At 63.4% G+C, this 27,000-nt stretch carries 29 protein-coding genes; 23 read left to right on the forward strand and 6 right to left on the reverse strand.

What is annotated here, in order from left to right:
• Positions 1-5 precede the first annotated feature (5 nt).
• From QAZ47_RS20335 to QAZ47_RS20355, 5 genes are all read left to right on the forward strand, one after another.
• Positions 6-1,409 (forward strand): L-serine ammonia-lyase, encoded by a 1,404-nt coding sequence (locus tag QAZ47_RS20335; protein WP_278202525.1) that lies wholly within the window; start codon positions 6-8, stop codon positions 1,407-1,409.
• A 65-nt stretch (positions 1,410-1,474) separates the two neighbouring features.
• On the forward strand, positions 1,475-1,729 hold the full coding sequence (locus tag QAZ47_RS20340) for a type II toxin-antitoxin system HicA family toxin (protein ID WP_278202526.1): 255 nt from the start codon (positions 1,475-1,477) through the stop codon (positions 1,727-1,729).
• A complete protein-coding gene (locus QAZ47_RS20345) occupies positions 1,699-2,064 on the forward strand; it encodes a type II toxin-antitoxin system HicB family antitoxin (RefSeq protein WP_278230521.1) in 366 nt (121 codons plus the stop codon). Before QAZ47_RS20340 ends, QAZ47_RS20345 begins: the two co-directional genes overlap by 31 nt.
• A 73-nt stretch (positions 2,065-2,137) precedes the next feature.
• On the forward strand, positions 2,138-2,575 hold the full coding sequence (locus QAZ47_RS20350) for a DUF1489 family protein (RefSeq protein WP_278202528.1): 438 nt from the start codon (positions 2,138-2,140) through the stop codon (positions 2,573-2,575).
• 119 nt (positions 2,576-2,694) lie between these two features.
• Complete coding sequence (locus QAZ47_RS20355) at positions 2,695-3,393, forward strand: molecular chaperone DnaJ (protein ID WP_278202529.1); 699 nt, start codon at positions 2,695-2,697, stop codon at positions 3,391-3,393.
• A gap of 41 nt (positions 3,394-3,434) precedes the next feature.
• Here QAZ47_RS20355 and QAZ47_RS20360 read toward each other — a convergent pair whose 3' ends face one another.
• The gene (locus tag QAZ47_RS20360) at positions 3,435-4,886 is read right to left on the reverse strand and encodes a D-alanyl-D-alanine carboxypeptidase (RefSeq protein WP_278202530.1); all 1,452 of its coding nucleotides are present in this window, start codon (positions 4,884-4,886) and stop codon (positions 3,435-3,437) included.
• 285 nt (positions 4,887-5,171) lie between these two features.
• On the opposite strand from QAZ47_RS20360, the gene QAZ47_RS20365 reads away from it, so the two are divergent.
• The 4 genes from QAZ47_RS20365 (at position 5,172) to QAZ47_RS20380 (ending at position 9,311) form a co-directional block, all read left to right on the forward strand.
• Complete coding sequence (locus tag QAZ47_RS20365) at positions 5,172-5,501, forward strand: phasin family protein (RefSeq protein WP_040972326.1); 330 nt, start codon at positions 5,172-5,174, stop codon at positions 5,499-5,501.
• A 277-nt stretch (positions 5,502-5,778) separates the two neighbouring features.
• Complete coding sequence (gene clpS, locus QAZ47_RS20370) at positions 5,779-6,105, forward strand: ATP-dependent Clp protease adapter ClpS (RefSeq protein ID WP_041000825.1); 327 nt, start codon at positions 5,779-5,781, stop codon at positions 6,103-6,105.
• A 6-nt stretch (positions 6,106-6,111) separates the two neighbouring features.
• On the forward strand, positions 6,112-8,577 hold the full coding sequence (gene clpA, locus QAZ47_RS20375; RefSeq protein ID WP_278202532.1) for an ATP-dependent Clp protease ATP-binding subunit ClpA: 2,466 nt from the start codon (positions 6,112-6,114) through the stop codon (positions 8,575-8,577).
• A 107-nt stretch (positions 8,578-8,684) separates the two neighbouring features.
• On the forward strand, positions 8,685-9,311 hold the full coding sequence (locus QAZ47_RS20380; RefSeq protein ID WP_278230523.1) for a chloramphenicol phosphotransferase: 627 nt from the start codon (positions 8,685-8,687) through the stop codon (positions 9,309-9,311).
• A gap of 6 nt (positions 9,312-9,317) precedes the next feature.
• Here the strand turns inward: QAZ47_RS20380 and QAZ47_RS20385 are convergent, their stop codons facing one another.
• Positions 9,318-9,746, reverse strand: a complete 429-nt coding sequence (locus QAZ47_RS20385; RefSeq protein ID WP_278233833.1) for an HIT family protein — start codon at positions 9,744-9,746, stop codon at positions 9,318-9,320.
• 64 nt (positions 9,747-9,810) lie between these two features.
• Here QAZ47_RS20385 and QAZ47_RS20390 point away from each other — a divergent pair, with 64 nt between their 5' ends.
• Positions 9,811-9,975, forward strand: a complete 165-nt coding sequence (locus QAZ47_RS20390; RefSeq protein ID WP_278074237.1) for a cytochrome oxidase subunit III — start codon at positions 9,811-9,813, stop codon at positions 9,973-9,975.
• Positions 9,976-9,995: 20 nt separating this feature from the next.
• Here the strand turns inward: QAZ47_RS20390 and QAZ47_RS20395 are convergent, their stop codons facing one another.
• From QAZ47_RS20395 to QAZ47_RS20405, 3 genes are all read right to left on the reverse strand, one after another.
• Positions 9,996-11,210 (reverse strand): GNAT family N-acetyltransferase, encoded by a 1,215-nt coding sequence (locus QAZ47_RS20395; protein ID WP_278230524.1) that lies wholly within the window; start codon positions 11,208-11,210, stop codon positions 9,996-9,998.
• A gap of 187 nt (positions 11,211-11,397) precedes the next feature.
• Positions 11,398-12,126, reverse strand: coding sequence for a glycerophosphodiester phosphodiesterase (locus QAZ47_RS20400; RefSeq protein WP_278230525.1), 729 nt, complete (start codon positions 12,124-12,126; stop codon positions 11,398-11,400).
• 11 nt (positions 12,127-12,137) lie between these two features.
• Complete coding sequence (locus tag QAZ47_RS20405; protein WP_071099140.1) at positions 12,138-12,602, reverse strand: RidA family protein; 465 nt, start codon at positions 12,600-12,602, stop codon at positions 12,138-12,140.
• Positions 12,603-12,740: 138 nt separating this feature from the next.
• Between QAZ47_RS20405 and QAZ47_RS20410 the strand changes: the two genes are divergently transcribed.
• The 5 genes from QAZ47_RS20410 to tsf all read left to right on the forward strand — a co-directional run bounded on the left by QAZ47_RS20410 (position 12,741) and on the right by tsf (position 17,324).
• On the forward strand, positions 12,741-13,571 hold the full coding sequence (locus QAZ47_RS20410; protein ID WP_278230526.1) for a cell envelope integrity EipB family protein: 831 nt from the start codon (positions 12,741-12,743) through the stop codon (positions 13,569-13,571).
• Between the two features lie 95 nt (positions 13,572-13,666).
• Positions 13,667-14,962 (forward strand): hypothetical protein, encoded by a 1,296-nt coding sequence (locus tag QAZ47_RS20415; RefSeq protein WP_278230527.1) that lies wholly within the window; start codon positions 13,667-13,669, stop codon positions 14,960-14,962.
• 62 nt (positions 14,963-15,024) lie between these two features.
• Positions 15,025-15,303, forward strand: a complete 279-nt coding sequence (locus QAZ47_RS20420; protein WP_059188655.1) for a DUF4031 domain-containing protein — start codon at positions 15,025-15,027, stop codon at positions 15,301-15,303.
• Positions 15,304-15,504: 201 nt separating this feature from the next.
• Positions 15,505-16,284 (forward strand): 30S ribosomal protein S2, encoded by a 780-nt coding sequence (rpsB, locus tag QAZ47_RS20425; RefSeq protein ID WP_278074242.1) that lies wholly within the window; start codon positions 15,505-15,507, stop codon positions 16,282-16,284.
• Between the two features lie 119 nt (positions 16,285-16,403).
• A complete protein-coding gene (tsf, locus tag QAZ47_RS20430) occupies positions 16,404-17,324 on the forward strand; it encodes a translation elongation factor Ts (RefSeq protein WP_278202538.1) in 921 nt (306 codons plus the stop codon).
• 28 nt (positions 17,325-17,352) lie between these two features.
• Here tsf and QAZ47_RS20435 read toward each other — a convergent pair whose 3' ends face one another.
• Positions 17,353-18,279 (reverse strand): LysR family transcriptional regulator, encoded by a 927-nt coding sequence (locus QAZ47_RS20435; protein WP_278230528.1) that lies wholly within the window; start codon positions 18,277-18,279, stop codon positions 17,353-17,355.
• 114 nt (positions 18,280-18,393) lie between these two features.
• On the opposite strand from QAZ47_RS20435, the gene QAZ47_RS20440 reads away from it, so the two are divergent.
• From QAZ47_RS20440 to bamA, 8 genes are all read left to right on the forward strand, one after another.
• Positions 18,394-18,921 (forward strand): nuclear transport factor 2 family protein, encoded by a 528-nt coding sequence (locus QAZ47_RS20440; RefSeq protein ID WP_278230529.1) that lies wholly within the window; start codon positions 18,394-18,396, stop codon positions 18,919-18,921.
• Positions 18,922-18,950: 29 nt separating this feature from the next.
• Positions 18,951-20,060 carry an aldo/keto reductase gene (locus tag QAZ47_RS20445; protein ID WP_278230530.1) on the forward strand — a complete coding sequence of 370 codons (1,110 nt, stop codon included), beginning with the start codon at positions 18,951-18,953 and terminating at the stop codon, positions 20,058-20,060.
• A 150-nt stretch (positions 20,061-20,210) separates the two neighbouring features.
• Positions 20,211-20,933, forward strand: a complete 723-nt coding sequence (gene pyrH / locus QAZ47_RS20450; protein ID WP_126100415.1) for a UMP kinase — start codon at positions 20,211-20,213, stop codon at positions 20,931-20,933.
• An 89-nt stretch (positions 20,934-21,022) separates the two neighbouring features.
• Positions 21,023-21,577, forward strand: coding sequence for a ribosome recycling factor (gene frr / locus QAZ47_RS20455; RefSeq protein ID WP_278202542.1), 555 nt, complete (start codon positions 21,023-21,025; stop codon positions 21,575-21,577).
• A 32-nt stretch (positions 21,578-21,609) separates the two neighbouring features.
• The gene (locus QAZ47_RS20460; protein WP_278202543.1) at positions 21,610-22,329 is read left to right on the forward strand and encodes an isoprenyl transferase; all 720 of its coding nucleotides are present in this window, start codon (positions 21,610-21,612) and stop codon (positions 22,327-22,329) included.
• An 11-nt stretch (positions 22,330-22,340) separates the two neighbouring features.
• Positions 22,341-23,159, forward strand: a complete 819-nt coding sequence (locus QAZ47_RS20465) for a phosphatidate cytidylyltransferase (protein WP_278202544.1) — start codon at positions 22,341-22,343, stop codon at positions 23,157-23,159.
• A gap of 104 nt (positions 23,160-23,263) precedes the next feature.
• Entirely contained in the window at positions 23,264-24,406 is a 1,143-nt protein-coding gene (gene rseP, locus QAZ47_RS20470; protein WP_278202545.1) for an RIP metalloprotease RseP, read from the forward strand.
• A 218-nt stretch (positions 24,407-24,624) separates the two neighbouring features.
• The gene (gene bamA / locus QAZ47_RS20475; protein ID WP_278202546.1) at positions 24,625-26,997 is read left to right on the forward strand and encodes an outer membrane protein assembly factor BamA; all 2,373 of its coding nucleotides are present in this window, start codon (positions 24,625-24,627) and stop codon (positions 26,995-26,997) included.
• Positions 26,998-27,000 lie beyond the last annotated feature (3 nt).

The raw sequence follows: 27,000 nt of genomic DNA on the forward strand, positions 1-27,000 counted from the left end.
GGCGCGTGTTCCTTTCGGTTTTCGACCTGTTCAAGATCGGCATCGGTCCATCGAGCTCGCACACGATGGGGCCGATGACGGCCGCGCGCCGCTTCCTGGACGAGATCCTCGCCGGCGACTGGCCGCGCCCCGCGGGCGTCAAGGTCGATCGCATCGGCGCCAGCCTGCACGGCTCGCTCGCCTACACTGGAATCGGCCATGGCTCGGACCGCGCCGTGATCCTCGGCCTTGCCGGCGAGACGCCTCAGACGGTCGATCCGGATGAGGCTGATGGTATCGTTGCCCGCATCGGAGCGGACAAGCGGATTTCGCCGCCTGGGCATCCGTCCTATCGCTTCGACCCGGCCAAGGACCTGGTGCTCGACCGCAAGACGCCGCTGACTGGCCACGCCAACGGCATGGCCTTTTACGCCTACGACGCCTCCGCCCGGCTCCTGCTCAAGCGCATCTATTATTCGATCGGCGGCGGCTTCGTCGTCTCCGAGGAAGAATTGCAGCGCATGAAGGCCAAGGGCTCGGTGACGACGGAAGGCAAGAAGGTGCCGTATCCGTTCAAGAACGCCGTCGAGATGCTGAAGATGGCCGCCAAGAGCGGGCTTTCGATCGCCGAGATGAAGCGCGCCAACGAGGAAAAACACATGTCGCGCGAGGAGCTCGACGCCGGCCTCGACGCGATCTGGAGCGCCATGAAGGGCTGTATCGATCGAGGCCTGTCGCAGGACGGCGTCATGCCGGGCGGATTGAAGGTGCGCCGCCGTGCGCGCCAGCTGCACGACAAGCTGCAGGAGCAGTGGCAGCAGAACCGGCCCAACCCCTTGCTCGCCAATGACTGGCTGTCGATCTATGCCATGGCTGTCAACGAGGAGAACGCCGCCGGCGGACGCGTGGTGACCGCGCCGACCAACGGCGCCGCCGGCACGCTGCCGGCGGTGCTGCGCTACTGGCTGCATTTCCATCCCGAAGCCGACCAGCCGAGCATCCGCGACTTCCTGCTGACGGCCGCCGCCGTCGGCGGCATCATCAAGTCCAACGCCTCGATTTCCGGCGCCGAGGTCGGCTGCCAGGGCGAGGTGGGATCTGCCTCGGCAATGGCTGCCGCCGGCCTTTGCGCCGTGATGGGCGGCACGCCGGAGCAGGTCGAGAACGCCGCCGAAATCGCGCTCGAGCATCATCTCGGCATGACTTGCGATCCGGTCGGCGGCCTCGTGCAGGTGCCCTGCATCGAGCGCAATGCGCTCGGCGCGGTCAAGGCGGTGACCGCCGCCTCGCTCGCCATCAAGGGCGACGGCACGCATTTCGTGCCGCTGGACGCGGCGATCGAAACCATGCGCCAGACCGGTCTCGACATGAACGAGAAGTACAAGGAAACCAGCCTCGGCGGGCTGGCTGTCAACGTGGTCGAGTGCTGAAGACCCTACGCTTTCCGACCCTTGCATTTCTTGCTTAACGATACCAAATTGTGGTACTAAACCGCATGAAGCGAAAGCATCAGGCAACGCTTGCGCAGATTTTCTCGCGACCGGTAAGCGGCACAATTCGATGGTCGGATATCGAAGCCTTGTTCGTGGCTTTGGGTGCTGAAGTCAGCGAACGCGAAGGATCGCGTGTCGGCGTGTTTCTGTTCGGTGAGGTCCGCGTTTTCCATCGGCCTCATCCGACACCGGACACTGATAAGGGCGCGGTTGCCAGCATCAGGAAATGGCTGGAGAGCCATGGAGTGAGACCATGAAGAACATCATTGAGATCGACGGCCACAAGGCATCGGTGTCTTTCGACCCGGAGCTGGGAATGCTGAGGGGCGAATTCCTGGGTCTGGCCGGCGGCGCGGATTTTTACGCCGCGAATGTCGAACAACTCTACGCCGAGGGCGCGGCGTCGTTGAAAGTTTTCCTCGAAATGTGCCGCGAGAAAGGCATCAAGCCTTTTCGGGAATTTTCCGGCCGCTTCAATGTTCGGCTCGATCCCGCTACTCATCAGGCCGCCGTTATCGCCGCCGCCGCCGAGAACAAAAGCCTCAACGAGTGGGTTGCCCAAGCGATCGAAACGGCCGCTCTGGCCTCATGATCTGGCAGTTACAGGCCTGTGTATAACCTCGCCCGTCGTTGAACGCCTTGGTGGCAGTCGCTAGATTGCGGGCATGTCTCTCAATCTCATCAAGCTCTGTGTCGGCTGCGACAGCGTCGAGGATTTGGAAGAGTGGATCGCTTTTCGCCTTGACGAGCGGCGCCGCGCCGGCGAGCCGGCTGAGCACTGGCACACCACGCGCATGGTGCCGACTCGGGGCGAAGAGATCACCGACGGCGGTTCGCTCTACTGGGTGATCAAGGGCAACGTGCAGTGCCGGCAGCTGATCACCGAGATACGCCCGTTCGTTGACGGCGACGGCATCGGCCGCTGCCATCTGGTCCTCGACCCCGAAGTGGTGCGCACCGACTGGCAGCCGCGCCGCGCCTTCCAGGGCTGGCGTTATCTCAAGCCGCCCGATGCCCCGGCCGATCTCGGCAAGGGCAGGGCGGCATTGGCCGAGATGCCGCCGAAACTGCGCCTGGAGCTCGCCGAGCTCGGCCTGCTCTAACTTAGCACCGCACCGTCACTTGGCGGCTGGCCTCGCTGCTCGTCCAATGTGGGACTTGCAAGCACGGCGACTGCGCCCCATCCTGATTAGAGACGCAATCATCCGGATGATGCAAACCGATGGGCGTGATCATCGCGTTGGCGGCCCTGCTGCTGGTGCTTTTCGGCGCCGCCACTATCTTCGTGCGCGCCGATGCCGCCACGATGGCGGACAATCTCAGAACGCTTGGACCTGCGCTGCTGGGGCTGATCGGCACCGCGATGCTCGTGGTCGGCCGCAGCGGCATCGGCGGGCTACTCCTGATTGCGGCGGTCGGCTGGTATGCCTGGCTGCGATCGAAGCGGCCGCTCGCGAAACCTGTGGCGGCCAAACGCTCGACCGTGCGCACCGCGGCTCTCGAAATGGATCTCGACCACGACAGCGGCAAGCTCGAGGGCCTGGTTCTCGCCGGCCACTATGAAGGTAAGATGCTTGGCGCGATGGGAATTGCGGACCTGCAGCAACTCCATGCCGAGCTGCGGTCCGATCCGGAGAGCCGCCAGCTCTTAGAGACGTATCTTGACGGCCGTTTTCCCGTCTGGCGCAAGGACGCGCAGCCGGACAGTGGCGAGGGGCTGGGTGTTGCGCCAGGTGCGGGCGCCATGACTAAGGAGGAGGCCTACAAGATCCTTGGTCTTGAAGCGGGGGCTGCCGCGGCGGATATCCGCAAGGCGCACCGCCGCCTGATGCAGCGCCTGAACGCCGATGTCGGCGGCACGTCTGTCCTGGCGGCGCGGATCAATGAAGCCAAGGACGTCTTGCTCTCCAATCACGACTAGTCTCCTTCGACGCGGAACTTCCCGGGAGGTTCAAAAGCCGCCTATTGCTGGACGGCGTAGCACGAGATTTTCTTTCGCTTCAGCGCATCGCAGGCCTTCCAGGCGGCGTCCTTCGACCCGAACCCGCCGAAACGGGCGCGGTAGTAGGTGACGCCGTCCTTGTCGAACGCGACCGTGAAGCCCTCAGCGTCTGCGAGAACCTTCGGCGCCTGCTTGCTCGTCTTGTCGAGCAGGGCCTTGGCCCCCGACTGCGTGGGCGAGGAGGCGACCTGCACCACCCATCCAGAAGGCACCGACGAGGTCTTGACCGGATCGACGGACGGCGCGGGGGCCGTAGCCGGCTCGGCGTAGGCAGCAACGGCCTGGGATGTGGTCTCGGTCTGCGACGCGGTTTCTTGAGGCGCGGGGGCCGGAGCCATCGCGGCCACGGCAACCGTCTTCACCTTCCTGACCTGGATCACCGGCTTGGTCTCCTCGGCGATCGGGGTGCTGTCGTCAGCCGCATTGTCGTCGGCCGACGCGACTTCGGTGTCGTCGACGGCCGGTTTTTCGTCTGGGGTCGGCGCGTCATGCTTCGGCAGAAGGACCTTCGCCAGGGCCTTGATCGGATTGTCGCCGCCGGCCTTGGCGATCAGATTGCTGCCGCCGCGGGTCGAGGCGCGCGGCAGGTAAGTGTTGATCAGCGAGGCCATCTGGTTGTCGCGGCTGCGGCCGGAAGCGCCGCCCATCACCACGGCGACGAGGCGGCGATCGCCATCGGCGACGGAGGAAACCAGGTTGTAGCCCGAAGCGCGCGTGTAACCGGTCTTGATCCCGTCGACGCCCTTGATGCGGCCGAGCAGGCGGTTGTGGCCGTTGATGCGCTGGCGGCCGTAAAGGAACGAGCGCTGCGAGAAATAGCCGTAATATTGCGGAAAGTGCTCGCGGAGCGCGATGCCGAGCATGGCCATGTCGTGCGCCGTGGTGAACTGACCGGGATCGGGCAGGCCGTTGGCGTTGCGGAAGACGGTGCCGTTCATGCCGAGCTGGCGCGCCTTGGCCGTCATCATGCGGGCGAAATTGTCTTCGCTGCCGCCCAGCAACTCGCCAAGCGCGGTGGCCGAGTCGTTGGCGGACTTCGTCACCATCGACAGGATCGCGGTCTCGACCGGAACCGAGCCGCCGGCGCGCACGCCGAGCTTGGTCGGCGGCTCGGACGCGGCATGGGCCGAGTACGGCACTGGCGTGTTCTTGCTGATCCTGCCCTTCGCCAGCGCCTCGAAGGTGAGGTAGAGCGTCATCATCTTGGTGAGCGAGGCCGGATAGCGCCGGCCGTTGGCGTCGGCCGAATAGAGCACCTTGCCGGTCTTGGCGTCGACGACGATAGCCGCGGACTTCGCGGCGAGAGCCGATGCGACATCGGCGGCGACAATCGTCACCGCGAGCGCGGCGACCATGATTGCCTTGAAGGAGAATGAAGATTTCGAGACGAAGCCCGACAACGCCTGACGCACCGCTACTTACCCTGAATTTTCGTTGCCCCGGAGGCGGCTGAGGGAGTGCCCGCCCCGCTTCCGGCCAAGCTATCGCGGGCAGCGTTACCAATCCGTTTATGGTAACCGCGGCGTTCACCATTTTCCGGCGATTTGAGCCTCTATTTATTCGAATTTTAGCCGTTGCCGCCTCTCGGCCCCTTGCGGCTCAAGGGAATCTTGACTTTTTGTGCAGTGCACAATACATTCGATGCGTTGCACAAGGGCGCCCGGGGCTAAAGGGCGTTTCAACCAAGGGAAAGTGAAATGACCCAGACCTATGAGGACTTCACGAAATACGGCAAGGAGTTTGCCGACACCGGGCTGAAGAGCTTTGCCTCGCTCACCAAGGGTGCGCAGGCAATCGCCACGGAAGCCGGCGAATACACCAAGAAGAGCTTCGAGGCCGGCAGCGCCGCCTTCGAGAAGCTGTTCTCGGCCAAGTCGATCGAGAAGGCCATCGAGATCCAGACCGACTACGCCAAGCAGAGCTACGAGAGCTTCGTGGCCGAGGCCAGCAAGATCGGCAACCTCTATGCCGAGCTCGCCAAGGAAGCCTACAAGCCGTTCGAATCGGTCGTCGCCAAGGCGAAGTAATTTCGTCGGATCGCATATGACACGGCCTGCGGGCCCGCAGGAAGGACCCGGTCGCGGAAGCGCGGCCGGGTTTTTTCATGCGCGGCTGCAACCGCCCGAGCCCTGCCGCATTCACGATTGAGAAAATCGCTGAAGTTTGCCCACCTAGCCATATTGTCAGCTAAACAGAAGGGCTTAAAATCGGCCATCGAAGACCTACATGTTGAACTCGCACGAGGATTCGAAAAGGCAGGACTACGTGACGATCGGTTTGACTGCCACGGCAGACGTGGTGCGAATGCAAGGTGACGGCGACCGAAACGATCCCGGTCGCGGCACAGCGGTCATCACGCGCACCAAAACCAAGACCAAGAAGCCCAGCCTCTACAGGGTCCTCATCCTCAACGACGACTACACTCCGATGGAGTTCGTGGTCCACGTCCTGGAGCGTTTTTTCCAGAAGGACCGCGAGGCCGCCACACGCATCATGCTGCATGTTCATAATCATGGAGTGGGCGAGTGCGGGGTCTACACATTCGAGGTGGCCGAGACCAAAGTGTCTCAGGTCATGGATTTCGCCCGACAGAATCAGCATCCGCTGCAATGCGTGATGGAGAAGAAGTGAGGTAACATGCCGGCTTTCTCCCAAGGCCTGGAAAAGGCGCTACATCAGGCGCTGACATTCGCCAACGAACGACACCATGAGTATGCAACGCTCGAACACCTGCTGCTCGCGCTGATCGACGACACCGAGGCGGCCGCCGTCATGCGCGCCTGCAACGTCGATCTCGACGAGCTCAAGCATACCGTTCTGACCTATATCGACACCGAGCTCGACAACCTCGTCACCGGTTACGACGAGGATTCCAAGCCGACCGCCGGGTTCCAGCGCGTCATCCAGCGCGCCGTCATCCACGTGCAGTCATCCGGCCGCGAGGAAGTGTCCGGCGCCAACGTGCTCGTCGCCATCTTCGCCGAGCGCGAGAGTCACGCCGCCTATTTCCTGCAGGAGCAGCAGATGACCCGCTACGATGCGGTCAATTACATCTCGCACGGCATCGCCAAGCGCCCGGGCGCTTCGGAGTCGCGCACGCCGCGCGGCGCCGAGGACGAGCAGGGCGGCCAGAACGGCGCCGAGCCGCAGGAGGACGGCGGCAAGAAGAAGCCGCAGGACGCGCTGACGGCCTACTGCATCAACCTCAACAACAAGGCCAAGGCCGGCAAGATCGATCCGCTGATCGGTCGCGAGAGCGAGATCAACCGCACCATCCAGGTGCTGTGCCGCCGCTCCAAGAACAACCCGCTCTATGTCGGCGACCCGGGCGTCGGCAAGACGGCGATCGCCGAGGGCCTCGCCAAGCGCATCGTCGAAGGCGACGTGCCCGAGGTGCTGCAGGACGCCACCATCTTCGCGCTCGACATGGGCACTCTCTTGGCCGGCACCCGCTATCGCGGCGACTTCGAGGAGCGGCTGAAGCAGGTCGTCAAGGAGCTCGAGGACTACCCCGGCGCGGTGCTGTTCATCGACGAGATACACACCGTGATCGGGGCAGGGGCCACGTCGGGCGGCGCCATGGATGCGTCGAACCTGTTGAAGCCAGCGCTGTCGTCCGGCGCCATCCGCTGCATCGGCTCGACCACCTACAAGGAGTTCCGCCAGTTCTTCGAAAAGGACCGCGCCTTGGTGCGGCGCTTCCAGAAGATCGACGTCAACGAGCCGACCATCGAGGACGCCATCGAGATCATGAAGGGCCTCAAGCCTTATTTCGAGGAGTTCCACAAGGTCCGCTACACGAGCGAAGCGATCAAGGCCTCGGTCGAACTCTCGGCCCGCTACATCAACGACCGCAAGCTGCCGGACAAGGCGATCGACGTGATCGACGAGACCGGCGCCTCGCAGATGCTGGTGCCTGAGGCCAAGCGCAAGAAGACGATCGGCATCAAGGAAATCGAGGCGACGATCGCCACCATGGCGCGCATTCCGCCGAAGACGGTTTCGGCCGACGACGAGAAGGTGCTGCAGGGTCTCGATGTCGAGCTGAAGCGCGTCGTCTACGGCCAGGACACCGCGATCACCGCGCTGACTTCGGCGATCAAGCTGGCGCGCGCCGGCCTGCGCGAACCGGAGAAGCCGATCGGCTCCTACCTGTTCTCGGGTCCGACCGGCGTCGGCAAGACGGAAGTGGCCAAGCAGCTTGCCGCCTCGCTCGGCGTCGAGCTGATCCGCTTCGACATGTCGGAATATATGGAACGCCACACCGTCTCGCGGCTGATCGGCGCGCCTCCCGGCTATGTCGGCTTCGACCAAGGCGGCCTTTTGACCGACGGCGTCGACCAGCATCCGCATTGCGTGCTCCTGCTCGACGAGGTCGAGAAGGCGCATCCGGACCTGTTCAACATCCTGTTGCAGGTGATGGACCATGGCAAGCTGACCGATCACAACGGCAAGCAGATCGACTTCCGCAACGTCATCCTGATCATGACGACCAATGCGGGCGCGTCGGACGCCCAGCGTGCGGCGATCGGCTTCGGCTCGACGAAGCGCGAGGGCGACGACGTCGAGGCGATCAACCGGCTGTTCACGCCGGAGTTCCGCAACCGCCTCGATGCGATCATCCCGTTCGGCTCGCTGCCGGTGCCGGTCATCCACCAGGTGGTGCAGAAGTTCGTCATGCAGCTCGAGGCCCAGCTTTCCGAGCGTGGCGTCACCTTCGACCTGTCGCCCGAGGCGATCGCCTGGCTGGCCGACAAGGGCTATGACGAGCGCATGGGCGCGCGTCCGCTCGGCCGCGTCATCCAGGAGCACATCAAGAAGCCGTTGGCCGACGAGGTGCTGTTCGGCAAGCTGAAGAAGGGCGGCACGGTGCGCGTCACCGTCGAGAAGAAGGAGACCGGCGAGACCGGCCTGAAGCTCGAATCGCTCGCCGACGAAGCCCCGGTGAAGCCGAAGAAGGAAGAGCCGGAGGACGCGCCGAAGACGAGGAAGGCAGCGGCGAAGAAGCCCGCCGCCAAAAAGGCGGTGGCGCAGAAGCCGGACCCGAAGGGCAAGGACGGCGGCAAGCGCAGCCTTGTCCCGCAGCTGCCTCGCAAGGGCTGATCGGCCTGGAAATCAAAAAAGTCCCGGCATGAACTGACCCCCGAAAGTTGGACACAACCTTCGGGGGTCAGTTCACAACGGGGCTTTTTTCGTTAGAGGGATCGGCATTGGCGGCCGGACAAATCATCATACTGAACGGCGTGCCGCGCTCCGGAAAGTCGAGCATAGCCGGCGCCGTCCAGGAGATGTTCGATGGCGTGTGGGTCAATCTCGGCGTCGACGCCTATGCGCAGATCACGCCGCCGCGACTGCGTCCGGGCATCGGCCTGCGTCCCGGCGGCGAACGCCCCGACCTCGAGGCCTTTCTGCCGGGCTTCTATGCCGCGCTCTATGACTCCATCGCGGCACACAGCCGGCAGGGGCTGAATGTCGCCACCGATGTCGGCCACCACGATGCCTATTCGAGGCCGCTCGACATCCTTCCCGACTGCGCCCGGCGCCTCGCGGGCCTGCCGGTGCTGTTCGTTGGCGTCCGCTGCCCGATCGAAATGATCCTGCAAAGACGCGCCGCAGGCGCGGCTGACCGAACCTACGTGACCGGATCGGACGAGGATCCGCTGCCGCGGCCCGTGCGCCTGTGGCAGGAAGGGGTGCACAAGCCCGGCATCTACGATCTGGAGATCGATACGTCGCGGCTGAGCCCGGCTGAGTGTGCGGAAGCCATCCGGCGGCGGCTCGTCGACGGACCGGAGCCCACCGCCTTCCCGACGCTGGCGCAATCGCGGGCCGGCTGAGCCGGATCAGCCTCCCAGCGCCGCCCGAATCTTGCCGGCGTTCTCGGCGAGCACCTCCGGCTTTTCCATCTGCCCGGAATGCGGCTTCAGCGGCACGCCATCGAAGCGCGGAATGACATGGACATGGAGGTGGTAGACGGTCTGCCCCGAAGCCGGCTCGTTGAACTGCATCACGGTGACGCCGTCGGCGTTGAAAGCCTTTTTCACGGCCACCGCCACTTTCTGCACAACGGCAAACAGCGGCCCGAACGTCGGCGGATCGGCGTCGAGGATGTTGCGTGACGGAGCCTTCGGCACCACCAGCGTGTGGCCGACTCCTTGCGGCATCACGTCCATGAAGGCAACGACCGCATCGTCCTCATAGATGCGGTGCGAGGGGATTTCGCCGCGCAGGATTTTTGCGAAAATGTTGTTCGTATCGTAGACGGTCATGATGCCTCGCTATTTGATGATCGACGATGTTTGTCGCCGGACAGGGTAGCGTCAAGATGGAGCAGCCATGAAGTGGATCGTTGCCGGCTGGCTTTTGTTCATCGTGTCGGCGCTGTTCTTCATCGCCGCGGCATGGCGCGCGGGCGATCTATTGGCGCTCGCAGGCGGCGTGTTCTTCCTGGTCGCCTGCTTTTCGTTCCTTGTCCCGATCGCGGCCAGAAAGCCGCAATAACCGGGGCGTAGCGCGCGGAGCTATTCCTTGAGATCCTTGCGGAACGGCGTGTGCTCTTCGAGATACTCGCCCATCCGCTCCACTTCGCGCCGCTCGCGGCGCAGATAGTCGGCGACCGCGTTGCGCAGGCCGGGATGAGCGATGTAGTGCGCCGAATGCATGGTCACCGGCTGATAGCCGCGCGCCAGCTTGTGCTCGCCTTGCGCGCCTGCCTCCACCACTTTCAGCTTGCGTTCGATCGCGAAGTCGATCGCCTGGTGGTAGCAAACCTCGAAATGCAGGAAGGGGTGATCCTCGATGCAGCCCCAGTTGCGGCCATAGAGCGCGTCCGAGCCGATGAAGTTGATGGCGCCGGCGATGTAGCGGCCATTGCGTCTGGCCATCACCAGGAGGATATCGTCGGCCATGCGCTCCCCGATCAGCGAAAAGAACTGGCGGTTGAGATAGGGCCGGCCCCATTTGCGGCCGCCGGTATCCATGTAGAAGGCGAAGAAATCGTCCCAGGCGCGTTCGGTGATGTCCCTGCCGGTCAGCCAGTCGATCGAGATGCCATCGGCCAGCGCCTCGCGGCGCTCCTTCTTCATCGCCTTGCGCTTGCGCGAGGCAAGCGTGGCGAGGAAGTCGTCATAGCTCGAAAAGCCTTCGTTGAAGAAATGGAACTGCTGATCGGTCCGATGCAGGAACCCTGCCGCCTCCAGCGTCGCTATGTCGGGCTCCGCCGCGAAGGTGACATGGGCGGAAGACACGCCAAGCTTGTCGGTCACCAATTTCAGGCCAGCGGCAAGTCCGGCCCTCACCGCGCTCTGGTCCTCCTCCTTGCCGACCAGCAGGCGAGGGCCTGTGACAGGCGTGAACGGCACCGAGCATTGCAGCTTGGGGTAATAGCGTCCGCCGGCACGCTCGAACGCATCCGACCAGCCATGATCGAAGACATATTCGCCCTGACTGTGCGACTTGAGATAGCAAGGCACGGCGCCGAGCAGCTTGCCTTGCGCCGTCTCGAGTCTGAGGTGATGGCCCTGCCAGCCGGTGCGCCGCACGGCGCAGCCGGAGTCCTCGAGCGCGCTCAGAAAAGCGAATGAAACGAGCGGGTTGTAACCATTTTCATTATCGCCGCGTGTGGTTCCGGCGAAGCCGTTCCATTCCTCGCAGGTGAACGCGCCTATGCCCGCCGCGACGCGGATGGCATAGTCCGCATTCGTTGTCCGTCCATCGCCGTCGTCACCCTGATCCATGGGGCTTATTTAAGCGTCATCAGTGCAGCTACAAGTCACGTTTCAGGCACCGCCTCAGAGCACGATGCCGAAAAGCACGAAAAGGTTTTTTGCTTCGCTGACCTTCGGTTCGGACGACATCATGCTCTCTCTTTGGTTTGTTTGGGCGGATCAGATTTCAGGTCGTTCGACCTGAAATCATCCGGCTCTAGGCGACCTTGACCAGATCGGGCTCGAAGCCCTCGAAGGTCATCTGGTCGGCATATCTGAACGTGAGGTCGACCGCCGGCTGGTCGTGCACGGTCCAGGTGATGACGGGCATTTTGAGCTTTTCGCGCACGAAGCTGACGAACGGGTTGGGCAGGTCGCCGGCGGCGTAGGACGTGAAGGCGATGTCGTGCGCCAGCATGGCGAAATGCGCCTCGATCAGCTGGTTGTCCTTGCCATAAGCGGTCAGCCCGCCGGGAATGTCCGGCGCATCCTTGGCGAAGTCGCGGATCAGCCAATGATCGAACGACATGATCGCCACCTTGCCCTTGTAGCGCTTGAGCAGTCTGCCGACGCTCGCGACCAATCCTTTGTCGTGGCCGGGAACACCTTTCAGCTCGACCACAAGCGGCACCCGACCGTCGATCAGGTCGAGCGCCTCCTGCAATGTCGGCAGGTGATCCCTCGTGCCGCCCACCTTGAGCGCGGTGAGTTCGGCCGCGGTGCGCTGCCAGACAAAGCCGTCCTCGCCGGTCAGGCGTTTCAGATCGCCGTCGTGGATGATGACGGGAACGCCGTCAGACGAGATATGCACGTCGCATTCGATCGCATAGCCGCGCTCGGCCGCCGCCGCGAAGGCCGACAGCGTGTTCTCCCAGCGCGTCTTGTTCATGTCGTGGAAGCCGCGATGCGCGACGGGGCGGGCAATCAGCCAGGAAAGGTCGGTCATGTCAGGCTCGTTCACTCGACTTCGAAAATCGCTTCGATTTCGACCGCGGCATTGAGTGGCAGCGAAGCGGTGCCGACGGCGGAGCGGGCATGCTTGCCGCGCTCGCCGAGGACTGCGACCAGGAAATCGGACGCGCCGTTGGCGACCAGATGCTGCTCGACGAAATCCGGCGCCGAGGCGACGAAGACGGTGATCTTGACCAGCCGGCGGATTTTCTCGAGGTCGCCGAGCGCTGCCTTGGCCTGCGCCAGGATGTTGATGGCGCAGAATTTCGCGCCTTCCTTGCCGGCGGCAGTATCGATGTCGCGGCCAAGCAGCCCGCTGGCCTGCAGCTTGCCGTCCTTCAGCGGAAGCTGGCCGGCGGTGAAGAGTGTGTTGCCGGTCCGGCAGTAGGGCACGTAGTTTGCGGCGGGGGCCGCGGCGGCCGGAAGAGTGACGCCGAGATCGCTTAGCCGCTTTTCGATTGTTTCGCTCATTGGTTTTCCCTATTGCTGGAAGGCGCCGCGTTGGCCGGGCCGAAATTGCTATTTTTGCCTCGCTTCCGCCATGACTTTTTTTAAGCTGGACCATCTTTCCCTGCGGCCTGCCATCGGTCGCGACGATCGGAGCACTTCATGCGCGTGACGCGCCTTTTCCTTTCCGCCGCCTTGCTGTCGACGGTCATCCCGATGGCTCCGGCCTTTGCCGTGCCCGCGCTGCAGGCGCACCGCGCCGTCTACGACCTTACCCTCAACAAGGCGTCCGACCGCTCGGGCATCACCGGCATTTCCGGCCGCATGGTGTATGAGTTCAACGGCTCTCCTTGCGAGGGCTATACGGTGAAGTTCCGTTTCGTCACCCAGATCGTGACCAGCGACAACACCAGGCTGACCGACCAGCAGACGACGACGTTCGAGGACGCCGAAGGCAAGACCTTCTCCTTTGTAACGAAGTCCTTCGTCGACCAGAACCTCGACAAGGAGGTCAAAGGCATGGCGACAAGGGAGCCGAAGGGCCTCAAGGTCGACATCGACAAGCCCGAGAAGAACACGCTCGAACTCGCCGCCACGCAGTTCCCCACCCAGCATCTCGTCGAGCTGATCGGCAAGGCCGAGAAGGGCGAGAACTTCTACCAGACCAATCTGTTCGACGGCTCCGAGGACGCCAACAAGGTGATGACGACGACGGTCGTCGTCGGCAAGAAGACCGACGCCGACAAGTCGGACCCGGAAGCGCCGGCGCTCGCCAAGCTCGCCACCGACAAATACTGGCCTGTCGACATCGCCTATTTCGACGACACCGACAAAAGCGGCGAGGAAGTGCCGGAGTACCGGATCAGCTTCAAGCTGCATGAGAACGGCATCACGCGCGATCTCGTCATGGACTACGGCGACTTCTCGATGACCGGCAAACTGGTCGACCTGTCGCTGTTCGATCAGACCAAGCCCTGCCCGGCTTCGAAATAGCCGCGGGTTAACCACGAAGCAGGCTGCCGAACGGCCCGACTTGAAGGCGCCGCAATCCAGTCCCAGCTTTCCTGACGGCAGTTGGGGGAGAAGGTTTGGGCAGGATCGACGTGTTCGTGGCGCCGCGACCCAATCGGGCGCTGATCAACATGATGACGATCGTCAATCGCATCGTCATGCTGCGTGGGGTTCCAGGTTTCCGCGACCTGTTGCCGTTCAACCGGCTCGCCGGCTTGCGCGGTGTCGCCAATGTCCGCCACATCGACTTTCCCGCCGCCGACCAGCAAAAGCTGCAGGCCTGCTGCGGCGAGGGCCAGGCGACGTTCATCACGCCCAACCATCCGGAATTCTTCACCGACTGGATGATCGACAAGGAGATCGTCTCGCGCGTCAGCCCGCTTGCGGCATCCTGGGCGACGCATGGCGTGGTCAACGGGCTCGGCCGGCTGATGCAGAAATTCTGGCTGGCCAACAATCTCATCGCTCAGATTCCCGGCAACAACGAAGCCGCCAAGGCGCATTCGGTCGACTGGGCGCTCAAGGGTCATGGCGTGCTGCTTCATCCGGAGGGCGGCGTCGGCTGGCACGGCGACCATGTCGGGCCGTTGCTTCCCGGCGCGGTGGAGATGGGGCTCGAGGCGCTGCAGCGCGGTCGCGAAACGAACGCGGATTTCAAGGCATGGGTCGCGCCGGTGGTCTGGAAACTCGCCTTCACCGGCAATGTCGAGCGGGCGCTCGCCAGGGAATGCGCCTATGTCGAGAAAAGCCTGAAAATCGAAGGTGCCGCACACGGCTCGCTGCCGGAGCGCGTCTATCGCATCTATTCGGATCTGTTGTCCCGCGACGAACAGGCCTTTGGCCTGACGGCAGTGCAGGGCGCTTCCTATGCCGTCCGCCAGCAAAGGGCGCTGGCGGAGCTCGGCCAGCGGCTTGCCGACGGCGTTGCGGCTGAGCCCGGCCTCGACCTGGCCGAGCTGTTGCGGCGCTCGCGTCGCTGGCTGCGCGAGGGCGAGGCCGATACCGAGGAACAGAAACGGGTGCGGAAATTGGCGGAAACGATCCAGCGCATCCAGCGCGTCGGCTCCTGGGCCTTCGCCGATCGAACGATCACGCAGGAAGAGATCGCCGAGCACCTGAAGCGCATCCGCAACGACTATTGCAAAGGCACGTTGCGCGATACGATCAACCGCTTCATCCCGCAGCCCGTGGGGCCGCGCTGCGCGCACATCCGCGTGCCCCAGCCCTTGGGGTTGCACGACTACGACGGTTCCGTCGACGAGGCGCTCGTCGTGCTGCGCACGCGTATGCAGGCGGCCGTGACTAGGATACTCACCGATCTCGAAGCCGGCGGCGGCTTCATTTCCTATCCGAATCCCTTCTATCATCGCTGACTTGACGTTGGCCCGGGTGACTGTGACGGGCCGGCCCTGTCGGTTGGAGTGCAGCAGGTTCAATGGCTGTCTATGTCGATGCGGCGATCTGGAAATGGGCCGGCCATCGGTGGTGTCATCTGCTTGCCGACGATACCGATGAACTCCACCGCTTCGCCGCCGAGCTCGGCGTCAAGCGCTCGTCCTATCAGGGGCCGCCGAAGACTTCGGCGCCGCATTACGATATCACCGGCTTCGAGCGCGACCGCGCCGTGCGGCTTGGCGCGGTTGAATGCAGCCGCGAGGAGATCGTCGCGATCTTCCGCCGCGTGCGGGTGCCTAACGGCAAGGTAAAACGCTGAGATTTGGGCGGATCGCCGCAGGTGTGGGCGTTTTCGGACGCCCGGCTTGCGTTTGTTGGCCTTCCCCTCTATATGCGCGCTCATTCCACACACGGACTTTGGTGTCTGCCCGGGAGAAATCCGGCTGAAACCTCCGGTGGCATCAGGACATAAGTCCGAAATGCCTGTGTCCGTGGAGGCCAACCGGAAAGGAACTAAAGAATGGCTCTGCCTGATTTCAGCATGCGCCAGCTTTTGGAAGCTGGTGCTCACTTCGGCCACCAGACCCACCGCTGGAACCCGAAGATGGCGCCCTATATCTATGGCGCCCGCAACAACATCCATATCATCGACCTGTCGCAGACCGTGCCGCTGCTGCACCAGGCCCTGAAGCAGGTTTCCGACACCGTCGCCAAGGGCGGCCGCGTGCTGTTCGTCGGCACCAAGCGCCAGGCCTCGGACATCGTCGCCGACGCCGCGCAGCGTTCGGCCCAGTACTATGTCAACTCGCGTTGGCTGGGCGGCATGCTGACCAACTGGAAGACGATCTCGAACTCCATCCAGCGCCTGCGCAAGCTCGACGAGACGCTCGCCGGCGAGGCCCAGGGCCTCACCAAGAAGGAGCGGCTCAACCTCGACCGCGAGCGCGAGAAGCTCAACAAGGCGCTCGGCGGCATCAAGGACATGGGCTCGACGCCCGACCTGATGTTCGTCATCGACACCAACAAGGAAGCGATCGCCATCCTCGAAGCCAAGCGCCTCGGCATTCCGGTCGTCGCCATCATCGATTCGAACTGCGACCCGGACAAGATCGACTTCCCGATCCCCGGCAATGACGACGCGGCCCGCGCCATCCAGCTCTATTGCGATCTGATCGCCAAGGCTGCGATCGACGGCATCGCGCGCCAGCAGGGCGCGCTCGGCATGGATATCGGCGCGTCGGCGGAGGCTCCGGTCGAGCCGGCGCTCGACACCCCGGCCACCGAGGCTCCGGAAGCTTGAAAAGCGAAGGCCGGTTGCGGCCTTCATCTTTCCAATAAGTTGGCGCGCTAAAGCGCTTTTGCCGGGCGCATCATCGAGTACCGATGGTGCGTCGGCGCATTTGAAACAAAGAGGCGACAATGAGCATTACGGCTGCACAGGTCAAAGAACTCCGCGACTTGACCGGCGCGGGCATGATGGACTGCAAGGCGGCGTTGAACGAAACCAACGGCGACATGGAAGCGGCCGTCGACTGGCTGCGCAAGAAGGGCATCTCCAAGGCCGACAAGAAGGCCGGCCGCACTGCGGCGGAGGGCCTGATCGGCGTCGATTCCGGCGTTCGCGAAGCCGCAATCGTCGAAGTCAATTCTGAGACCGACTTCGTCGCGCGCAATGCCGCTTTCCAGGAAATCGTCGCCAACGTCGCCAAGGTCGGGCTCGCTTACGGCACGACCGAGGCGGTGGCCGCAGCCAAGTATCCGGGCTCCGACAAGTCGGTCACCGACACCATCAAGGATGCGGTCGGCACCATCGGCGAGAACATGGGCTTCCGCCGTTCGGCCAAGCTCACCGTTCCGCATGGCGCAGTGGCGACCTATGTCCACAATGCCGTCGCCGACGGCCTCGGCAAGCTCGGCGTGCTGGTCGCGATCGAGACCACCGGCAACGAACATGCCGCCAATGCATTCGGTCGCCAGGTCGCCATGCATGTCGCAGCAACCAACCCGGTCGCGCTGACTGCCGAGGAAGTCGACCCGGCGCTTGTCGAGCGCGAGAAGGCGATCTTCTCCGACCAGGCCCGCCAGTCCGGCAAGCCGGAAGCGATCATCGAGAAGATGGTCGAGGGCCGCCTGCGCAAGTTCTACGAAGAGGTCGTGCTTCTGAAGCAGGCCTTCGTGCTCAATCCCGACATCACCGTCGAGAAGGCACTGAAGGATGCCGAGAAGGAGATCGGCGCTCCGGCCAAGATCAGCGCTTACCTGCGCTTCGCGCTTGGCGAAGGTATCGAGAAGGAAACGACCGATTTCGCGGCGGAAGTCGCGGCCGCGGTCAAGAAATAGCCCGAAGCAAGCAGTAAGGCTAAAGAGCTCAGGCAACTCGGCCGGGTGTCCGCATGGATGCCCGGCCGATTTCATGAGCGGTGTCGATAAAGGCCCTCAGCTTCGGCGCCATCGAGGCCCGCCGCGGGAAGTAGAGGAAGAGGCCCGGCTCCTCGATCGCCGTCTTCGGCAGCACCTGGACCAGGCGACCGGCGGCGAGATCGGCGCGCACCAGCGGCTCGAAGAGATAGGCAAGCCCGACACCGGCAAGCGCCAAATCGATAGCCGCAAGCGAATCGGTGACGACAGCCGTGCCGCGCGTCTCGACGGCGACATCCTTGCCGTTATCGCTCAAATCCCAGCGATAGAGGCCGCCGGAGCGTACGAGCCGGTAGCCGATGCAATTGTGCTTCGCGAGGTCGGCCACGTCGCGCGGCCGGCCGTGCTTTCCGATATAGCCGGGCGAAGCGACGATCACGGCCTTGAAGGACGACGTGAGCCGCACGGTGATCATGTCCTGCGCGATCATCTCACCAAGCCTGATGCCGGCGTCGAAACCCTCGCCGACGATGTCAACAAGGCCCTGCTCGGCGAAGACCTCGACCGTCACGTCAGGATAGCGCTCGGCCATGGCCGCGACCACGGGCGTCACCGCCAAGGGGATCGCGACGTTGGAGGCATTGATCCGGAGCAGACCGGAGGGCCGGCCCTTGACGCCGCGGATGCGGTCCATCCGCTCGGCGATGTCCTGAAGGGCAGGGGCCGCCGTCTCCACCAGCGCCTTGCCGGCTTCGGTCAGCGAGACGCTGCGCGTCGTGCGCGCGAACAGCGGCTGGCCGATGCGCTCTTCCACCAGCCGCACGGCATGGCTGACGGCCGACGGGCTCATGCCAAGCTCGGCCGCGGCCAGCGCGAAGCGGCCCCGCCTCGCCACGGCGACAATCACAGGCAGATGCGTGAGCAGATCCCGGTCCATTCATGAATGATATCGCATGGTCCTTGCGAACAATGCAATCTTATCGATGCCGGCGCGATAGCCCACATTGCTGTCAACACATTGGCGCGGGCCGATAGCTCAAGGAGAAGAGACATGAATGCGTTGAGACATGTGACCTTCGCGGCAGGACTGGCGCTGGCGCCGGTCGATGCCGGCGGAACCGAGCCAACCGCTTGGCAAGCGCTCGCCGACGAGCGTGCCGTCATCCGAATCGCGGACGCCATCGACCGCGCCGTCGATGCACAGGATTGGAAGCTTGCGCGCAGTTATTTCGCCGACCGTGTCGCTGCCGACTTCAGCAGCCTTTCCGGGCAGCCTGCTGCCAACATCGCCTCCGACGACCTGATCGGCGCCTGGGCGGCGAATCTCAAGGGAAGCAAGACGAGCCTGCATCTGCGCACCAACCACCAGGTCGTTATCGAAGGCGACAAGGCTACCGTCCTTTCCAACGGCTATGCCTGGAACAGGATGGAAGGCAATGGCGATCCGCTCTGGGAAGTCTGGGGCACGTATGAGCATCGCCTGACCCGCTCGGCCGCCGGCTGGAAGGTCGACGGGTTCACCTTCCGCATGACGCATGAGCGCGGCAATCCATGGGTCAAGGCGACCCCCGGCCAATAAGCCGACATCAAACACGATTGGAGCCTATCATGAGCATGACCTATTACACGCTCGGCAACAGCGGCCTGCGCGTCAGCCGGCTGGCGCTGGGCACCATGACCTTCGGCACCGAATGGGGCTGGGGCGCCGACAGGGAAACCGCCCGCGCCATGTTCGACGCTTACGTCGAGGCCGGCGGCAATTTCTTCGACACCGCCGATCTGTATACCGGCGGCACCGCCGAAACCTGGCTCGGCGAATTCGTCGCCGAGCGCGGCTTGCGCGACAAGGCGGTGATCGCGACCAAATTCTCGATGAACGTAGACCCCGGCAATCCGAATGCGGGCGGCAACGGGCGCAAGAACATCATGCGCGCGGTGGACGCGTCGCTGAAGCGGCTCGGAACCGACTATATCGACCTTTATCTCATGCATATCTGGGACAGGCTGACGCCGGCCGAGGAAGTGCTGCGCACGCTGGACGATCTCGTTCGCGCGGGCAAGGTGCGCCATGTCGGCCTCTCAGACGTGCCGGCCTGGTATGCCGGCCGGGCGCAGGCGATCGCCGAATTGCGCGGTTATGAACCGATCTCGGCGCTGCAGCTCGAATATTCGCTGACCGAGCGCAGCATCGAGCATGAGTTCGTGCCTTTCGCCACACGCCATGGGGCAGGCATCATGGTCTGGAGCCCGCTGGCCAGCGGGATGCTCAGCGGCAAATACCGCCCGACACAGGCCGGCAATTCCGGCCGGCTGGACGGTTTCCGCAACACCACGCATCCGGGTTTCCAGAAATTCACCGAACGCAATTGGGCGATCGTGGCGGAACTCGAAAAGGTGGCTGCCGAACTCGGCCGCAGCATGGCTCAGGTGGCACTCAACTGGGCGGCAACGCAGCCTGGTATCGCCACGGTCATCCTCGGCGCGACGAAGCTTGCCCAATTGCAGGACAATCTCGCGGCGCTCGGCTTTTCGATTGCGCCTGAGCTTCGCAAGCGGCTGGATTCGGCGAGCGGCATGCCGGCGCCGTTCCCGCATTCTTATTTCGGGCCCGAAATCCAGGGGCGGGTGACCGGCGGCGCCACTACCGGCGACAAACCGTCCGGCTATTCTTCACCGGTCCTGATCGAAGGCGAGGCGGTCAGCGTCAGCAGCAACTGATCGAAAAAGCCTGGGATTTTGCGCAAGGGCGCGGAGTGACATCGCCGCGCCCTTCGTGTATCGGGTCGAACCATCATGCCAGCGCCGCCAGGCGAAGCGGGGCAATTTTCGCCTCCAGATTTGCCCGCGCCGAGATTTTCGAGGAACCAGATGACGGTGAAGCCCCTCTATCGACGTGTCTTGCTGAAAGCTTCGGGCGAAGCGCTGATGGGAGAACAGCATTTCGGCATCGACGTCTCGGTCGTCGACCGCATCGCCGCCGACATTGCCGAGGCGCGGGCACTTGGCATCGAAGTCGGTGTCGTGATCGGCGGCGGCAACATCTTCCGCGGCGTAGCCGTCGCCTCCAAGGGCGGCGATCGCGTCACCGGCGACCACATGGGCATGTTGGCCACAGTCATCAACTCGCTGGCGCTGCGCACCTCGCTGAACAAGATCGGCGTCGACGCCGTGGTGCTCTCGGCCATTGCCATGCCCGAGCTCTGCGAGAGTTTTTCACAGCGCCAGGCGACCGCCTACATGAACCAGGGCAAGGTGGTGATCTTCGCCGGCGGCACCGGCAACCCGTTCTTCACCACCGATTCGGCCGCCGCGCTTCGCGCCGCCGAGATCGGAGCCGACGCGCTGTTCAAGGGCACCCAGGTCGACGGTGTCTATTCGGCCGACCCCAAGAAGGATCCGGACGCGGTACGCTTCGACCGCATAAGTCATGCCGAGGTCATCAAACGCGGGCTTACCATCATGGATACGGCCGCGATTGCACTTGCGCGCGAAAACAACATTCCGATAATCGTCTATTCGATCCACGAAAAGGGTGGTTTCGGCGAAATTCTGAGGGGCGGCGGCCGTTGCACGATCGTCGCGGACAATTGACCGGGGCCGGAGTCGGCTAAATGATCGCCGGTTTCGGACGTGACTAGAAGACAAGCAGTGAACCCGGCGAACGGGTCGAGGAGATGATCATGAGTGGCGAATATGACGATCTTAAGCGGCGCATGGACGGGGCGATCGCGGCCTTCAAGCATGATCTTGCTTCGCTGCGCACCGGCCGCGCCTCCAGCAACCTGCTCGACGCCGTCCAGGTCCAGGCCTACGGCACGACGATGCCGATCAACCAGGTGGCCAATGTGACGGTGCCGGAGCCGCGCATGATTTCGGTCTCGGTCTGGGACAAGTCGATGGTCAGCGCCGTCGACCGCGCCATCCGCGAGGCCAATCTCGGCTTCAACCCGATCGTCGACGGCACCAATCTCCGGATTCCGCTGCCCGAACTCAACGAGCAGCGCCGCAAGGAACTGGTCAAGATCTCGCACGGCTATGCCGAGAACGCCCGCGTCGCGGTGCGCCATGTCCGCCGCGACGGCATGGATTTCCTCAAGAAGGCGGAAAAGGACGGCACGATCAGCGAGGACGATCATCGCAAGCGGTCCGACCAGGTACAGAAGCTGACCGACGAGATGATCAGCACCATCGATCACCTGCTTTCCGATAAGGAAGCTGAAATCATGCAGGTTTAGGGTCGGGTTCTCACCGGCTCGAAAGCGAGACCATGGCAACGCCCGCGCATGTCGCGATCATCATGGACGGAAATGGACGCTGGGCCAAGGCGCGCGGCATGCCGAGGCTTGCCGGCCACCGCGCCGGCGTCGAGGCCTTGCGCAAGACGGTGCGCGCCGCGCCCGAGCTCGGCATCTCCTACCTGACGGTCTACGCCTTCTCCTCCGAAAACTGGTCGCGGCCGAAATCCGAGGTCAGCGACCTGATGGGCCTTTTGAAGCTCTTCATCCGCCGCGATCTCGCCGAACTGCACCAGAATGGCGTGCGGGTGAGGGTGATCGGCGACCGGGAAGGGCTGCAACCAGACATCAGGGGATTGCTGCAGGAAGCCGAATCGCTGACCGCCGGCAACGAGGCGCTGACACTCGTCATCGCCTTCAACTATGGCGGCCGCGACGAGATCGTGCGCACCGCGCGCAAGCTCGCCGATGCAGTGGCTCGCGGCGAAATGACGAGCGACGCCATCACGATGGAGAGCTTTGCCGGTTCGCTCGACACCGAGGGCATTCCCGATCCCGACCTGGTGATCCGCACCAGTGGCGAGCTCCGGCTGTCGAACTTCCTTTTGTGGCAGGCCGCCTATAGCGAACTCGTCTTCCTGCCTTGCTACTGGCCGGACTTCAGCCGGGAGCATCTGGCCGACGCCCTGCGGGACTTTGCCGGCCGCGAGCGCCGTTTCGGCGGGCTCGCCGCCCGCGACGTTGCTTTGTAGCGCCGGCATCAATGAGCAATCTCCAACAGCGCGTCATCTCGGCCATCGTGATGGCGGCGCTCACACTTGCGCTCACGTGGCTCGGGGCGCTGCCGTTCCGGCTGTTCTGCGCGGCTATCGCGGCGCTGATATTCTACGAATGGACGCGCATGTCGCGCGCCGAGAGCGGCGCGAGGCTCGGCTTCCTGGCGGAAGCGCTGATTCTCGTCTTTGTCGGAGTGCTGATTGCAGGGCCACCGGCCCTGTGGCTGCTCACTCTGGTCGCAGCCCTCACAGCTATCGCCGCTGCTGCCGCGCGGCTGCGGGGAGCAGCGCAATGGGAGGCATCGGGGCTGGCCTATGCGTCGTTGTCGGGCTTTTCACTCGCCTATCTGCGCGATGACAACCATTCGGGGCTGATCGCCATCCTCTTCCTGTTCGCGGTGGTCTGGGCGACCGACATTGCGGCCTATTTCGTCGGTCGGGCGGTCGGCGGGCCAAAACTCGCGCCGTCGATCTCGCCCGGCAAGACGCAGAGCGGCGCGCTTGGCGGCGCCGTGGGCGGCGTGGTTGCCGGATTGCTGATGGCAATCGCGACCGGGGCCGGCAATCTCATCATGCTTGGCCTTGTCGCCTTGGCGCTCTCGATCGTCTCGCAGGTCGGCGATCTGTTCGAATCCTGGGTCAAGCGCCGACACGGCTGCAAGGATTCGAGCAATCTCATTCCCGGCCATGGCGGCGTCATGGACAGGGTCGATGGGCTTGTCGCGGCGGCTTTCGCCCTGTACCTGATCGGCTGGGTTTCGGCGGGCACCGCCGATCATCCGGCGCAGGGGCTGTTTCCGTTCTAATGCACCGCCGCAGGGCGGAAAAACGGGCACGCCACGGATTCGCCCGGATTGATGTCACAGTCGCGGCGGAGTGTCGCGTTCGCGGGCGAATTTGAGGGCATGACTTGAACGAGATTCTTCACGCCGTCTTCAGCACCCAAGGGTTTGTCCTCGGCACCCTTGTGCCGTTCCTGTTCGTGCTCACCGTCGTCGTGTTCGTGCATGAGATGGGCCACTATCTCATCGGTCGCTGGTGCGGCATCGGCGTGAAGGCTTTTGCCATCGGTTTCGGCCCGGAGCTTTTCGGCTTCAACGACCGCCACGGCACGCGCTGGAAGCTTTGCGCCATACCGCTTGGCGGCTACGTCAAATTCGTCGGCGACATGAATGCGACATCGAGCCAGCCGAGCGCCGAGGAGATCGAATCGTTGACCGAGGCCGAGCGCGAGGTCGCCTTTCACACCCAGCCGATCTGGAAGCGCGCGGCGACCGTCGTTGCCGGGCCGCTGTTCAACTTCCTGCTGACGATCGCCGTCTTTGCGGTGCTGTTTTCGCTCTACGGCCGTCCGGTGATGGAGCCGACAGTGGCCGAAGTCACCGCTGGCAGCCCAGCCGCGCGGGCAGGCATCCAGCCCGGCGACCGATTCGTCAGGGTCGACGGCAGCAAGGTGGAAACCTTTGCCGACGTTCAGCGCCTGGTTTCGGGCCGCGCCGGCGACGCCATCACGTTCACCATGCTGCGCGATGGCAAGGAAATCACCGCCACGGCGACGCCGGAGCCGATGGAGCAGCAGGACGCGCTGGGCAACAAGGTCAAGGTCGCGATCATCGGCGTCGCCAACAATGCCGAGTTCGGGCAGCCGCGACTGGTCTCCTACACGCCTGCGGGCGCGCTGGCGGCGGCTGTCGAGGAAACCGGCCATGTGATCGAGCGCACCGGCCAGTTCATGAAGCGGTTTGTTATCGGGCGCGAGGATAAGTGCCAGCTGGGCGGACCGATCAAGATCGCAAAAATGTCGGGTCAGGCGGCCAAACTCGGCTTCGAGTGGCTGGTGCAGCTTGTTGCATTCCTGTCAGTCGGGATAGGGATTCTCAATCTTCTGCCGATTCCCCCTCTCGACGGCGGCCACCTGTTGTTCTACGGCGTGGAGGCCGTCATAAGACGGCCCGTGTCGGAGCGGATGATGGAGATGGCCTACCGGACCGGTCTCCTTCTGGTGCTCGGATTTATGGGCTTCGTTTTTTGGAATGATCTGTTTGGGTGCTGAAATCATGAAGAAATTTGGCTTCGGCCCCGGCCATATTGAGACGCCGTTTACCATGCGTGGGGATATGCGTGACACGAAAGCCACGCAACAGGGTTAAGTAAATACAAATTAACCGGGAGCCTTGCGTGTAGGGGAAATCCGGTTAATACGGTAAGGGAAAATACCGCACGTCCGGTTTTCTCGCCGTGGGGACTACGAGAAAAAGGTACAAAAGCCCGATGAAGGCAGCATCCAAGTTTCTGAGCGCCGCGTCCGCGGCGGCTTTGTCCGCCGCCCTGGTTTTGCCAGGCGCGCTCGCAGTGCAGTTCGTTGCCACATCGGTAGCAGAAGCCGCGGTCGTCAGCAGGGTCGAGGTCAGCGGCAACCAGCGTGTCGATGCCGAAACCATCCGCAATTACATTTCGATCAAGCCCGGCAAGGCCTTTTCGAGCGCCGACATCGATAGCGCCGTGAAGGCTCTGTTCGGCACCGGGCTGTTCTCGGACGTCCAGATCAATCAGGTCGGCTCGACCCTGGTCGTCAAGGTTTCCGAATACAAGGTCGTCAACCAGGTCCTGTTCCAGGGCAACAAGAAGCTCAAGGACAACGCCCTTCAGGTGGCCATCCAGTTGAAGCCGCGCGCGACCTTCTCGCAGCAGGCGCTCGATGCAGACGTCGAGGCGGTCAAGGCCGCTTATCGGCGCATCGGCCGCGACGACGCCGCCGTGACCACCCAGATCATGGACCTCGGCGACAATCGCGTGAACGTGGTCTTCAACATCAACGAAGGCGCACGCACGCAGATCGCGGCCATCAACTTTGTCGGCAACAGCGCCTTTTCCAGCCGCCGCCTGTCGGACGTCATCAACACCAAGCGTTCGACCTGGCTGTCCTTCGTGCTGCGCGACGACGTCTATGACGAGGACAAGCTGCGCGCCGACCAGGAATTGCTGCGCCGCTTCTACTACAATCACGGCTATGCCGACTTCCAGGTCGTCTCGGCCGTCGGCGAGTTGGATGAGGCCACCAACAAATACACGGTCACGATCACCGTGCAGGAAGGCGAGCGTTACACCTTTGGCGACATCAGCGTCGAGAGCACGATCCCCGAGGTCGACTCCAAGTCGCTCGAATCGGTGGTCGAGACCCATAAGGGCGACGTCTACAACGCCAAGGACGTCGAGGACTCGATCGTCGCGCTGACCGAAAAGGTCGCCGGTTCGGGCTATGCCTTTGCCCAGGTGACGCCGCGCGGCGACCGCAATTTCGAGAACCATACGATCTCGGTCGTCTACACCATCGACCAGGGCACCAAGGCCTATATCGAGCGCATCGAAATCCGCGGCAACGACCGCACGCGCGACTATGTCATCCGCCGCGAATTCGACGTCAGCGAAGGCGACGCCTTCAACCAGGTTCTCATTCAGCGCGCGAAGAAGCGGCTGGAAGCGCTCGATTATTTTGAGAAAGTCGATATCTCGACTGTTCCTGGGTCGGCGCCCGACCAGGTTGTCCTGGTCGTCGACGTGGTCGAGAAGTCGACCGGCGAGTTCTCGATCGGCGCCGGCTATTCGACGGGTGGCGATACGCCTGGCCCATCCATCGAAGGTTCGATCACCGAGCGCAACTTCCTCGGCCGCGGCCAATACATCAAGCTGTCGGCCGGCGGCGGCAGGCATTCGCGCGACTACGCCCTCTCCTTCACGGAGCCGTATTTCCTCGGCCGGCGCATCGCGGCGGGCTTCGATATCTACAAGTCGACGCGTGAGTACGATCACTACGATACGGACACGACCGGGGCAACCATTCGCTTCGGCCTGCCGATCACCGACAGCATCTCGACGCAGCTGGCGTATAACATTGCGCAAGAGAAGTATTCGCTGTCCGACGGCTGCGATCCGAACGGGGACGGGGTACCTGACGCGCCCTGCGTCGTGTCGCCGGCGATCCTTGATGGTATCCAAGAGAGCCCATGGGTCAAATCTTCGGTCAGCCTTGGGCTGGTCTACAACACCATCGACGACATGAAGAACCCGCATGAGGGTCTCTACATCACCGGCACGACCGAGGTCGCCGGTCTGGGCGGCGACGCCAAGTGGGTGAAGCTGACCGGGCGCGCGAGTGTCTATCAGACCTTGTCCGAGCAGCTCGACCTGGTCGGCCTGGTGTCGGGTGGCGCCGGTTATGTTGCGGGCTACGGCAATGGCGACCTGCGCATCTTCGACCACTTCCAGAGCAACGACCGCATGATCCGCGGTTTCGCCTATGGCGGCATCGGCCCGATCGCCAGCGACACCAGCGGCGATCATCTCGGCGGTACGACCTATTTCAATGCCTCGGCGGAAGCCCAGTTCCCGCTGCCGGTCATTCCGGAGAGCTTCGGCCTGCGCGGCGCGGTGTTCGCCGACGCGGCAACGCTTTACGGCAGCAAGCTCGATCCGAGCTTGGTAAAGGCAGGCTCGGCTGACATGCATCTGCGCGCTTCGGTCGGTGTCGGCCTGATGTGGGCTTCGCCGTTCGGCCCGATCCGCATCGACTATGCGATCCCGGTCGAGAAGCAGCCTGGCGACGACGTGCAGGAATTCAACTTCGGTATTGCAACTCGTTTCTAATCC

This window comes from Mesorhizobium sp. WSM4904 (assembly GCF_029674545.1).
In the GTDB taxonomy this organism is placed as follows: domain Bacteria; phylum Pseudomonadota; class Alphaproteobacteria; order Rhizobiales; family Rhizobiaceae; genus Mesorhizobium.